The organism is Roseateles sp. P1_C1_2 (assembly GCF_056406535.1).
The window spans coordinates 63,368-74,921 of sequence record NZ_JBFUAB010000016.1; the positions used below are offsets into that span (position 1 = coordinate 63,368).

Annotated in this window: 12 protein-coding genes; 6 read left to right on the forward strand and 6 right to left on the reverse strand. The window is 69.6% G+C overall.

The window, feature by feature from the left end:
* Positions 1–3 precede the first annotated feature (3 nt).
* Positions 4–522 carry a thioesterase family protein gene (locus tag AC1D2H_RS16970; RefSeq protein ID WP_478011783.1) on the forward strand — a complete coding sequence of 173 codons (519 nt, stop codon included), beginning with the start codon at positions 4–6 and terminating at the stop codon, positions 520–522.
* Here AC1D2H_RS16970 and AC1D2H_RS16975 read toward each other — a convergent pair.
* Positions 450–1,082, reverse strand: a complete 633-nt coding sequence (locus AC1D2H_RS16975; protein ID WP_478011784.1) for a CPBP family intramembrane glutamic endopeptidase — start codon at positions 1,080–1,082, stop codon at positions 450–452. The genes AC1D2H_RS16970 and AC1D2H_RS16975 overlap by 73 nt on opposite strands.
* A 60-nt stretch (positions 1,083–1,142) precedes the next feature.
* Complete coding sequence (locus tag AC1D2H_RS16980; protein ID WP_478011785.1) at positions 1,143–1,643, reverse strand: TspO/MBR family protein; 501 nt, start codon at positions 1,641–1,643, stop codon at positions 1,143–1,145.
* A 188-nt stretch (positions 1,644–1,831) separates the two neighbouring features.
* Here AC1D2H_RS16980 and AC1D2H_RS16985 point away from each other — a divergent pair, with 188 nt between their 5' ends.
* Complete coding sequence (locus tag AC1D2H_RS16985) at positions 1,832–2,005, forward strand: hypothetical protein (protein ID WP_439467489.1); 174 nt, start codon at positions 1,832–1,834, stop codon at positions 2,003–2,005.
* A gap of 47 nt (positions 2,006–2,052) precedes the next feature.
* On the opposite strand, the gene AC1D2H_RS16990 is transcribed toward AC1D2H_RS16985, so the two are convergent.
* A complete protein-coding gene (locus AC1D2H_RS16990) occupies positions 2,053–2,556 on the reverse strand; it encodes a GNAT family N-acetyltransferase (RefSeq protein ID WP_478011786.1) in 504 nt (167 codons plus the stop codon).
* A 109-nt stretch (positions 2,557–2,665) separates the two neighbouring features.
* Here AC1D2H_RS16990 and lepB point away from each other — a divergent pair, with 109 nt between their 5' ends.
* Both lepB and AC1D2H_RS17000 read left to right on the forward strand, forming a co-directional pair.
* On the forward strand, positions 2,666–3,352 hold the full coding sequence (gene lepB, locus AC1D2H_RS16995) for a signal peptidase I (RefSeq protein WP_477932442.1): 687 nt from the start codon (positions 2,666–2,668) through the stop codon (positions 3,350–3,352).
* Positions 3,353–3,465: 113 nt separating this feature from the next.
* The gene (locus AC1D2H_RS17000; RefSeq protein ID WP_477932444.1) at positions 3,466–3,798 is read left to right on the forward strand and encodes a hypothetical protein; all 333 of its coding nucleotides are present in this window, start codon (positions 3,466–3,468) and stop codon (positions 3,796–3,798) included.
* A 186-nt stretch (positions 3,799–3,984) separates the two neighbouring features.
* Here the strand turns inward: AC1D2H_RS17000 and AC1D2H_RS17005 are convergent, their stop codons facing one another.
* A complete protein-coding gene (locus tag AC1D2H_RS17005; RefSeq protein ID WP_478011787.1) occupies positions 3,985–5,286 on the reverse strand; it encodes an ABC transporter permease in 1,302 nt (433 codons plus the stop codon).
* Positions 5,287–5,289: 3 nt separating this feature from the next.
* The gene (locus AC1D2H_RS17010) at positions 5,290–6,225 is read right to left on the reverse strand and encodes an ABC transporter ATP-binding protein (protein ID WP_478011788.1); all 936 of its coding nucleotides are present in this window, start codon (positions 6,223–6,225) and stop codon (positions 5,290–5,292) included.
* Positions 6,226–6,560: 335 nt separating this feature from the next.
* On the opposite strand from AC1D2H_RS17010, the gene AC1D2H_RS17015 reads away from it, so the two are divergent.
* Entirely contained in the window at positions 6,561–7,139 is a 579-nt protein-coding gene (locus AC1D2H_RS17015) for a GNAT family N-acetyltransferase (protein ID WP_478011789.1), read from the forward strand.
* Here the strand turns inward: AC1D2H_RS17015 and AC1D2H_RS17020 are convergent, their stop codons facing one another.
* Complete coding sequence (locus AC1D2H_RS17020; protein ID WP_477932451.1) at positions 7,140–8,276, reverse strand: acyl-CoA dehydrogenase family protein; 1,137 nt, start codon at positions 8,274–8,276, stop codon at positions 7,140–7,142. It lies immediately after the preceding gene.
* A 122-nt stretch (positions 8,277–8,398) separates the two neighbouring features.
* Between AC1D2H_RS17020 and AC1D2H_RS17025 the strand changes: the two genes are divergently transcribed.
* The gene (locus tag AC1D2H_RS17025) at positions 8,399–11,455 is read left to right on the forward strand and encodes a VIT domain-containing protein (protein WP_478011790.1); all 3,057 of its coding nucleotides are present in this window, start codon (positions 8,399–8,401) and stop codon (positions 11,453–11,455) included.
* Positions 11,456–11,554: the final 99 nt, after the last annotated feature.

The window sequence follows — 11,554 nt, forward strand, 5'->3', positions numbered from 1 at the left end:
GCGATGTACAGCAAACCCTTCATCGCCGGCTGGGGCGACATGGACAGCAACGCCCACATGCGCAACACCGCCTTCCTGGACCGGGCGGCCGACGTGCGCATGATGTTCTTCGCCGACAGCGGCTTCGAGATGAAGGCATTTGCCGAGCGCCGCCTGGGACCGGTCATCGCCAGGGACGAGATCGCCTACTTCAGCGAGGTCGGTCTGTTGCAGCCCATCACCGTGACGCTGCACCTGGCCGGCCTGGCGGCGGACGGCTCGCGCTTCCTGATGCGCAACGACATCGTCGGCCCGGGCGGCAAGCTGTGCGCGCGCATCGACAGCACGGGGGGGCTGGCTGGACCTGGCGGCACGCAAGCTGGTCGTGCCGCCGCCCGACCTGCTGGCGGCACTGAACACGCTGCAACGCAGCGAGGACTTTGCCGAGTTGCCCTCCAGCCTGCGCTGAGTCAGAGCAGCGCGGCGACGTCCAACAGGATGTGGGCCAGCACCGGCGGCCACAGCCGGCCCGTGCCCACGTAGGCCAGCGTCAGCACCAGGCCCACGGTGCCGACCGCCACCAGCCCCAAGGGGCCTTGGTAGGTGTGATACAGCACGCGGACCAGCAGCGGCAGGCCAACGGCCAGCGACAGGCCGAAGCCCCGCAGCCCACGCACCAGCACGCCGAGCAGGAAGATCTCCTCATAGCTGCCGTTGACGAGGGCCAGCGTCACCGTCGACAGCGCGGAAAGCCCCTGGGAGGAGATCTCCGCCGCCTCGGTCTGGCCCGGCGTGCTGAACAGCAGCATCGCGACGACCGCCAGCAGCCAGGACAGCACAAACAGCCCCAGGCCGATCAGGCTGTCCCGCAGCGTCGGCATGGGCTGGAGCGAGCGGATGTCGAAGCCGCGCAGGTGCAGAAAGATCAGCCCGCAGGCGCCCAGCACCAGCTCCAGGCCCACGATGCCGGCATTGCCCGCGTCAGAGAAACGGACCTCCGGGAAGCCCTCCGCCATGGCCTGGAAGGAAAACAGGATGAACAAGCCGAAGCAGATCAGGGTGACCGTGCCGGCCTCGGTCAAGGTGAGCGTCGACTTGCGCAAGCGTTTGTATCCCGCCGTCCTCCAGACAGCGGCCTCCCTCCCGGCAGCATAGACGCCCCGCTAGAGCAGGCCGGGGTTGGCCTGCCAGACCGCCCAGGTCAGCGCGCTGGCAAAGCTGACCCAGGCGGCGTAGGGCAGCAGCAGCCAGCCCGCCGCGCGGCGGATGCGCCAGAAGGCGATGAGCGTCGCGATGACGAGGCCGAGCAACAGCAACACGTCCCCAAACGCCAGCGCACCGTGGTGCCAGCCGAAGAACAGCCAGGACCACAGCGCGTTGGCGACGAGCTGGGCGACGAAAAGACCCAGTGCCGCGCCGCGGCCCGCGGCCGTCCGCTCACGCCACACCCACCAGGCCGCCACGGCCATCAACCCATAGAGCACGGACCAGACCGGTCCGAAAACCGATGCCGGCGGCGCCCATTCCGGCTTGGCCAGCCCGCCATAAAAGGCTGGCGCGTCGCTGGAAGCGATGGCACCCAACGCGGCGGCGACGAAGACGATGGCCAGCCAGGCCAGCAGGCCGACAGCCTGGGCCGGCATCGAGCGATGGGACAACTGCATGACTGACTCCCGATCTGCGGTCACGCCCAAGATAGTCCGCAGCCCTTGGCGCCTGAGCCGGCGCAGATCCGCAGCGCCGGTAGGAAGCCACCTACGACCGGCTTCAACGACGTCCGACCATGCGTGGCAGCCCGCTTCACTAGAGTGTCCCGACGAGATGGGGCATCGCTCCACCGACAGGAGGTTCCATGTCATTCCTGCTCTATATCGTCGGCCTGGCCGTGCTGCTGGGCGGTCTCGCCTGGGCGCTGATCACGGCCGGCCTGGCCGCCACCTATGTCGCCATCGCCTGCCTCATCGTGGCCGGCGTCGGCATCATGATGGCCGTGTCGCGCACGCGGTCCAAGGATCCACCGGCCTGAGCTACCCGCTGGGGCGTGCATCGCCGCGCAGTCGCGGCGCGCACGCCTCAGCGTCGCTCGGTGCGGCGTCGGCAGCGCATCAGCAGCGCTGCGCCGTCGGGCGTCACCACCTCGCCGGCCGCCTCGAAACCAGCCGCCGCATAGCAGCGGATGGCGCGCGGGTTGCCGGGCGACGGGTCGGTCTGCACGACAGTGACGACCGGGTCCTCGAACAGCTGGGCGACAAAGGCCTTCACCATTGCCCGGCCCAGGCCCTGGTTCAGTTGGGTTTCGTGGGCCAGGAACTGGTCTATGCCGCGCGCACCGGGGTCGGTCTCGTCCTCCCACCAGCCGTCGCCCGAGCCCAAGACGACATAGCACTGCACGAAGCCGATCGCCTCGCCGCCCAGGTGGGCGATGAAGGCACGCGTCGTGCCACCGGTCAGGAAGTCCTCACGCAGTTCGTCGACGGTGTCGGCCGGCCCCCACCATTGCGCGACATGGGGGCGTTGCAGCCAACCGTGCAGCATCGGCAGGTCGGCTTCGGCCAGCGGCGTGAAATCCATGTCCATGCCGGTTTGTACCTGCGGTTCGCGCAACGCCGCCGCCATTCGCCCACCTCAACCCGCCATTCACCCGCTCATGGCGCCGCCACCGGCGGGGCCACCCGAACATGGCGGCATGGACATCCGACGCACCCTCCGCGACAACCGCGGCTTCATCCTCTTCCTGCTCAGCTTCGCCTTGTTCCGCACCGCGGTGGCCGACTGGAATCCCATCCCCTCGGGCTCGATGCGGCCGACGCTGCTGGAGGGTGACGTCGTTCTCGTCAACCGCCTGGCCTATGACCTCAAGCTGCCGCTGACCGATGTCGTGCTGCTGCCCCTGGGTGAACCGCAGCGCGGCGATGTCGTCACGCTGAGTTCGCCGGCCGGCGGCACGCGCCTCATCAAGCGCATCGTCGGCCTGCCAGGCGACCGCATCGCGATGCGCAACGATGTGCTGATCTTGAACGGTCAAGCCTTGGTCCATACCGACCGCCAGACCCGCGGCGAAAGCGTGGCGCCGGGCTGGGTCGTCGACGCGGTCCGCGCGACCGAAAACCTGGGTGGGCGCGAGCACACCGTGCAACTGCTGCCGGCCCTGCGCGCGCGACGCGACTTCGCCGAGATCACGGTGCCGGCGGGCCAGTATTTCCTGCTCGGCGACAACCGCGACAACAGCGAGGACTCGCGCTTCATCGGCAGCGTGCCGCGCGAGAAGCTGATCGGCCGCGCCCATCATGTGCTGGTCTCGGCGGACTGGCTGGGCGAGGATGGCTGGCGCATGGCGCCACGCTTCGAGCGTTGGGTGGCCGCGATCCGCTGAGCGTGACCAAGCCCACACCTTGGGCCTCCGTTACGCGCCCGGCCGGATCGCAAGCCCCGGAAACGGTGTTTTTCGGCACGGCTGCTGCGGGTGTCGGGCCTATCTTCACAGGCATGTCACGCCGCCACCGCCGCCCAATCCCGCTGCCCAGCTTCGGCCCGCGCCGCATCAGCCTGGCCGAAGGGTCGTCGCGTCTGGTGCTGGACGACCGCTGGACACCGCACGAGCGTCCCGTRCAGGCCGAGCTGCAACTGCTGGAGCGCTTCTCCGCGCTGATGGCCGCCCAGGGCTGGCCGGCCCATGTCTCGCGCATGGCCTACGACCGCATCTATGCCGGTGAACGCTTCGGCTTTGCCAAGCGGGTGGGCCGCGGCGAGCTGCCTGGCCTGGCGCGCGAGCTGATTGCCTGCTGGCGCGCCAGCCGCAGCGAGCCGGTGCAGGGCTGAGCCTCGCGCCTCTCGCTTGGCCCCCTCGGCCTGTCTCGCAACCCTATCCGTCTGCCATGTTCTTCTTTCGTCATCCCAGGCCGGTTGTGGATTCGCGCCCCGTTGCCGAGCTCTCCATTCGATGCGAACAACCTGACCGAGCACCCTCGACGCTGCGCGAGAGGGTGCCATCCCGGGCGGTGAACTTCACTCCTCCCAGCGAAACCGCCAGATCGCCAGCAGCCCGAAGGCCGCGCTGAAGCCCAGCATCACCGCGCTCGGCAGCAGGGCCTCGGCAAAGGGCTGACCGCGCCAGGTCATGGCATCCAGCGCATCGACGGCCCAGCGTGTCGGCACGGCGAGTGACACCGTCTGCAGCCATTCCGGGAAGATGAAGGCCGGCACCCAGGCGCCGCCCAGCATGACCATCAGGAGTGTGGCGAGGATGGCCAGGCCGCGCGTGGCCTCCGGCGTGCGGCCCAGGGCCGCGATGAGCAGGCCGAAGCTGGCCGTCAGCAGCGCAAAGCAGGCCAGCACAAGCGCGAAACCCGCTGGGCTGCCGAGCACGCGCACGCCGAAGGCCGCGATGGCGACCACGTAGATGACGGCGAACACGATCAGGGAGATCAGGGCGCTGGCCGCGATGCGGCTGCCGAGCAGCTGGGCGCGCGACAACGGTGCGGCGCGCAGCCGCTTCCACAGGCCCAGGCGGCGCATCAACAGCAGGCCCATGCCCATCTCGACGCCGCTCATCAGGATGAATTGCACGCCCATGCCGGCGAAGGAGTGGGCATAGCTGTTGTAGGCCACCGGCGCGGCGTTGGCGCCGGACTGCAGGGCCTCGATCTCGCGCGTCGTGTAGGGCATGGACAAGCCGCCCACATTTCCTGCGTCGCCCGCTGAAGCGGAGGACGCGGCGGAGGCCCCCGCCTCGCTGCGCTGCACCTGGCCGATGGCGTCGAACATCTTCACGAGGGCCGCGCGTTGTTCGGTCGGCATGCCGGTCGCGTCGCCCACCTGCTTGCGCATATCGCCCAGGGCCGCGGGGCTGAAGCTGCTGCGGCTGACTTCCTGCATCAGCGTCTGCGCCAGCAGCCCGCGCACGACGGCCAAAGCGCTGGCCTGCGAGGGGTCGAAGTACAGCGCGATCTCGGGCTTGCTGCCGGCGCCGAACAGCGCACGGCCGGCCTGCTCGCCCAGGCCCGCGGGCAGGATGGCGACGGCGCGCAGCTTGCCGGCCCGCACCTGGGCCAGCAGCTCGGCCTCGTCGCCCACCGTGGTCTTCAGCGAGTGCTCGGCCTGCAGCGCCGCGACGACGCGCTGGGACAGCGGGCTGTGGTCGCTGTCGACAACGCCGACCGGGATGCCTGCCATCTTGCTGCTGGTGCCGAACAGGCTGCCGAAGAAGGCGGCGATGAGGATGGGCGCGACGATGCTCATCAGCAGCGCACGGCGGTTGGAGAAGTGCAGCTTGAGTTCTGCACGGACGAGGGCGAGCACGGCTTGCATGGTTCAGTCCCGCAGTTGACGGCCGGTGAGAGACAGGAAGACGTCTTCGAGCGTGGCTCGCGCCGAGGCGAGACCCCGCACCTTGACGCCACGCTGGGCCAGCGCAGTGAGCATGGGGCCGGTGTCCCGGGCGATGTCGCCCAGGCTGACGTCCAGGCGCTGGCCGACGCGCCTGACATCGGGAAAGCCGGCCAGGCCCTGCAGCGCCGCATCGTCGGGCTCGCCTTCGATCTCGACCTGAAGGATCTGCGAGGCCGGCAGCAGCGCGAACAGCTGGGCCTGGGTGCCGCTGGCGACGACGCGACCGTGGTCGATGATGACGAGGCGGTCGGCGAGGCGCTCGGCTTCCTCCATGTAGTGCGTCGTGTAGATCAGCGCCTTGCCGGCACGCTTGAGYATCTCGAGGTTGTCGAAGATGGCGTTGCGGCTTTGCGGATCGACACCGGCCGTGGGCTCGTCGAGCAGGATGACCTCGGGGTCATGGATCAGCGCGCAGGCGATGTTGAGGCGCCGCTTCATGCCGCCGGAGAAGGTCGAAGGCTTGTCCTTGGCGCGGTCGGACAGGCCGACCATGGCCAGCACCTCGTCGGTACGGCGCTTGAGCGTTTCGGGCGCCATGCCGTAGAGGTTGCCGAACAGTTCGACATTCATGCGCGCCGGCAATTCCTCATACAGCGCGATGTCCTGGGGCACGAGGCCGATGCGGCGCTTGTAGCCGGCTTCGTCCGAGGCCAGGCTGACACCGCCGGACAGGGTCACGGTGCCGGCGTCGGGCACCGTCAGGCCGCAGATCATGCCCACCGTCGTCGACTTGCCGGCGCCGTTGGGGCCGAGCAGACCCAGCACCTCGCCGGGCCGCAATGCGAGGCTGACCTCGTGCACCGCCGTCCGGTCTCCGTAGGCCTTGCGCAGGCCGCGTGCCACCAGTACCTCGTCCATGCCACCTCCTGAATCGAACTGGAGCGGATGCTAGGGCGCCCGCCCCTTGCCGCCGATCGGGCTGCGACGGACGGCAAGCCCGGCGCGTGAATCGACGATCCAGGCCGCGGACGGTCAATGCGCCAAAAGGCAAAACAACGTTCCAAATAAACCGGATCTGCGGACCGATATTTGGCGTCGGAAAAATTGCAACAACATGGCACCAACAGCCCCCAGATTGCGAAGTTAGGGACCACGGAATCGGCTACGGGCCTTACTTTTCGTTTACCTTGTTGAAGCTTGCTGTTGACTTGCAGTTACGAAGATCCAGCGTCCCRGGTACGCCGTTTGCCACAATGTTTCTCCGCCGCCTCAATCTCGACTCCGATGCCGATCGCGGCATCGCATCGGAGCTTTTTCTTTCGAACCCCAGCTACGAGCTGGAGAACTACGGGCGCCTGCCCAGCGCCGACATGGCCGAGCCGCTGTGGCGGCGTTTTCCGGACGAGTGCGCCCCCGAACACCGCCTCACCTTTGCGGCCTTCGAGCATGACCAGGCCATCGGCCTGGCCCAGGTCGCACTGCATGCGCCCACTCGCGATTGCGCCGCGCTGCTGCTGCTGCTGGTGCACCAGCGGGTGCAGCAGCAGCACATCGGCTGCGAAATCGTCGAACGCCTGAGCGTGCAGGCGCGGCGCTGGGCGGACATCTCGAGCTGGTACATCACCGTCGTGGAGTCCAACGCCCGCGCGCTGGCCTTCTGGCGGCACTGCGGTTTCCGCACCAAGACCCAGGGTCTCGCCTGCGAAGGTTTCGCGAGTCATGTCACGCTGATGACGCGCCCGATCAAGACGCGCCCGGCCTGCCAGCATTCCCGCGCGCCTGAGAACGGCGAGCAGGTCCTGGCTCAGCAGCTGTTCGCGCGCATCGCCTGATCAGGCCTGGGCAAGCGCCCGCCCGATCAGGATCTTCTGCACCTCGCTCGTGCCCTCGTAGATCTGCGTGACCCGCACGTCGCGGTAGATGCGCTCCACGGGGAAGTCGCTGAGGTAGCCGTAGCCGCCGTGGATCTGGATGGCTTCTGAGCAAACGCGCTCAGCCATCTCGCTGGCGAACAGCTTGGCCATGGCAGCCTCCTTCAGGCAGGGCCGGCCGGCATCCTTCAGGCTGGCGGCATGCCAGATCAGCTGGCGCGCGGCCTCGATCTGCGTGGCCATCTCGGCCAGCTTGAACTGCACTGCCTGGTGGTTGAAGATGGGCTGGCCGAAGGTGACGCGGTCCTTGCTGTAGCGCAGCGCCGCCTCAAACGCCGCGCGTGCCATGCCGACCGATTGCGAGGCAATGCCGATGCGCCCGCCCTCCAGGCCCGACAGCGCGATCTTCAGGCCCTGGCCTTCGTCGCCGAGGCGGTTGGCGGCCGGCACGCGGCAGTTCTCGAACAGGATCTGGGCCGTGTCGCTGCTGTGCTGGCCCATCTTCTCCTCGATGCGCGCAACCTGGTAGCCGGGCGTGTTCGTCGGCACGACGAAAGCGCTGATGCCCTTCTTGCCGGCGGCCTTGTCGGTCACCGCCATGACGATGGCCACGTCGCCGTGCTTGCCGCTGGTGATGAACTGCTTGACGCCGTTCAGCACATAGTCGTCACCGTCCCGCACGGCGGTCGTGCGCAGGCCGCCAGCCTCGGAGCCGACATGGGGCTCGGTCAGGCAGAAGGCGCCCAGCATGTCGCCGCGCGCCAGCGGCTTCAGGAAGCGCTCCTTCTGCTCGTCGTTGGCAAAGCCCATCAGGATGGAGCAGACCGGACAGTTGTTGACGCTGACCACCGTGCTCGTGCCGCCATCACCGGCACCGATCTCTTCCAGGATGACCGACAGAGCCAGGTAGTCCAGCCCCGCGCCGTCCCACTCGGTGGGCACGGCGACGCCATAGCAGCCCAGGGCGGCGAGGCCCTTCAACTGCTCGGCGGGGAAGTGATGGTTCTTGTCCCAGGCCGCGGCGTGGGGGGCGATCTCGGCCTGCACGAAGGCGCGGATGGCGTCTTGCACGGCGAGGTGGTCTTCGGGGAGGAGCATGGGTGGCGCTTTCCGACTACGTTGGGGATGGCGCTATTGTCGACTTGGGCGTTGCGAGGTCGTTCACCCTGTTTGCCCGCCGCCGCCGTAGAAGCAGGAGCCACCCGCCACGGAGTTCCTTCATGCCTTCTGCCACGACGCTTCGCTCGCTGCTCGCCCTGCTCTGCCTTGCCACCTCGGCCGCCTTCGCGCTCAGCCCGCCGCCAATGCCGGTGAAGCCACCGCCCCCCATAGCGCCGCCCATGCCGCGCTTCGTCGTGCCCGAGGCCGGCCTGCCGCTGACGCTGCAGCGCGTGCAGGTCCAGGCCACGCTGGCAGGCAGCCAGGCGCAGACGCGCATCGAGCTGGTCGTGCGCAACCCCAACCCGCGCCAGCTCGAAGCCACGCTGGAGTTCCCGCTCGATGCGGGCCAGAGCGTCGTCGGCTTCGCGCTGGACGTGCGCGGCGAGATGGTCAGCGCCGTGCCCGTGCCCAAGGACAAGGGCCGCCAGGTCTTCGACGACATCTCGCGCCGCCGCGTCGACCCGGCACTGCTGGAGCGCACCGCCGGCAACAACTTCAAGCTGCGCATCTACCCCGTGCCGCCCAACGGCGAGCGGCGCGTGCTGCTGCAACTGGCCGAGACGCTGCAGCCCACCGCTTCGGGCCGTATGCAATACCGCCTGCCGCTGAACTTCGGCCAGCCCATCGCCCAGTTCGAAGGCCGCCTCGACCTGCGCGGCGGCGGCAAGCCCCAGGCCGGTGGCGCGCTGGCCGGCGTGGAGAGCTTCGCACGCGGTGACGAGACGGCCATGCAGCTCAAGCGCAGCGACTGGCAGCCGCGCGAGGCCCTCACGCTGAGCTGGGCCGCCAGCGGCGGCGACAGCATCGTCGTGAACGAGCATGGCGGCGCGGTCTACGCCTATGCCGAGATCGCCGCCCTCGAGGGCGCGCGTGGCGCCGCCCGCCTGCCTCGCGATCTCCATCTCGCCTGGGATGCCTCGGGCTCCGGTGCCGAGCGCGACCACGCCCGCGAGTTCGCGCTGCTGGACGCGCTGTTCGCCGCCGCCCGCGACATACGCGTCCACCTCACCGTCGCGCGCGACACTGCCGAGCCGGTGCGCGACTTCGATGTGCGCGCTGGCGACTGGCAGGCCCTGCGCCGCACGCTGCAGCAACTGCCCTACGACGGCGCCAGCAGCCCCGCCGCCTGGTACGCCGGCCTGTCGGCAGCCGCCTCGGGCCATGCCAGCCTGAGCCTGCTGTTCAGCGACGGCCTGGCCACCTGGCCCGACCTCGGCAGCCTGCCCCCCGTGGGCCCTGTGTTCACGGTGAATGCCGCCAGCCGGGCCGACCTGCCGCGGCTGCGCCGGCTGGCCGAGAACGGCGGTGCCCGCCTGCTCGACCTGAACCGGATGGACACCGCCACGGCGCTGGCCGCGCTGACACGGCCGGGCCTGCGCGTGGTGGACCTGAGGGCCGAAGGCGCCGAGGACGTGGTCGCCGAATCCCTCCACCCCGAGAACGGCCGCCTCGCGGTCGCCGCCCGCCTGAACACGGTCACGGCCCGCCTCATCCTCACCCTCGTCGACGGCCAGGGGCAGCGCAGCCAGCGCCGGATCGAACTGCAGGCGCCGCGATCAGTCCCGCCCCATGACGAAGCCACGCTGCCACTGGCCGCGCGGCGCTGGGCGGAATTGCGGGTGGCCGAGCTGTCGGCCGAGCAGCAGCGCAACCGCGCCCAGATCCGCCGCCTCGGCGAGCAGTTCCGCCTGCTCAGCGCCGAGACCTCGCTGATCGTGCTGGACGAACTGGCCGACTACGTGCGCTACGAGATCGTGCCGCCCACCGCCAGCATGCGCGCGACCTACCAGCAGAGCCTGGCCCAGCGCGGCGCCACGCGCCAGGCCGACCGCGAGCGGCATATCGACAGCCTGGTGCAGCGCTTCAAGCAGCGCGAGGCCTGGTGGGCACAGGAGTTCCCGCAGACCGTGGCGGCGGAACCCAAGGTCGCCGCCGTGGCCATCGTTGCAGAGCAGAGCCGGCAGACCGTGCCCCCGGCTCAGGCCCGCGATGCCAGGACGCCACCGCCGGCCTTCAAGGCGGACATTCGGGCGCCGATCAGCGCTCTCCCCATGCCCGCTCCCGCTACGGCGCACGCGCCTGCTGCGCCTGTGCCGGCCCGCGCGGCCATGCCGGCCACGCTCGAATCCGTGGTCCTGGCCGGCGCACGCCGTGAGGCCATGGACAGCGCCAGCGTCGCGCCTGCGTCCACCGCCAGCATCGCGCTGCGCGCCTGGGAACCCAACGCCGCCTATGTGCGCCGCCTGCGCGAGGCCAGCGACGCCGAGCGCTACGCCGTCTACCTGGACGAGCGGCCGGGCTATCTGTCCAGCACCGCCTTCTTCATCGACGCGGCCGAGATCTTCTTCGCGAAGGGCCAGCGCGGCCTGGCCATGCGCGTGCTGTCCAACCTGGCCGAGATGGAACTGGAGAACCGCCACATCCTGCGCATCCTGGCCTACCGCCTGCTGCAGGCCGACGAGACCGCCCTGGCCGTGCCGCTGCTGGAGCGCGTGCGCGAACTGGCGCCGGACGAGCCCCAGTCCTCGCGCGATCTGGCGCTGGCCCTCGCCGCCACCCAGCCCCAGCGCGCGCTGGAGCTGCTGTGGGACGTGGCCAGCCAACCCTGGGATGGTCGCTTTGCCGACATCGACCTGATCGCGCTGACCGAGCTCAACGCCCTCGCCGCCCGTGCGCCGAAGCTGGACCTGTCGCGTGTCGATGCGCGCCTGCGCCGCAACCTGCCGCTGGACCTGCGCGCCGTGCTGAGCTGGGACGCCGACAACACCGACATCGACCTTTGGGTGACCGACCCCAACGGGGAGAAGGCCTATTACGGCAACCGCCTGACGCGCCAGGGCGGCGCCATGTCCCGCGACTTCACCGGCGGCTACGGCCCCGAGGAGTTCTCGCTGCGCCGCGCCAAGCCGGGCCGCTACGAGGTGCGCGCCCAGTTCTTCGGCCACCGCCAGCAATTGGTGTCGCCCTACACGACGCTGATGCTGTGGCTGTCCACCGGCTTCGGCAGCGGTGCGCAAAAGGACGAGCGTGTCGTGCTGCGCCTGTCCGGCAGCGGCCAACAGGTGCTGGTGGGCAGCTTCGAGGTGGAGGGGCCTGCCGGCGGCGTGACGAAGTAACGACCGGATTGCCCTGACCGCGCGGTCGGGGCCTGGGCAGGACGGCACGGAACGTCCTACGTCCTGAGGTTCCCGCGCCGGCAGCGGCTGGGCATACTC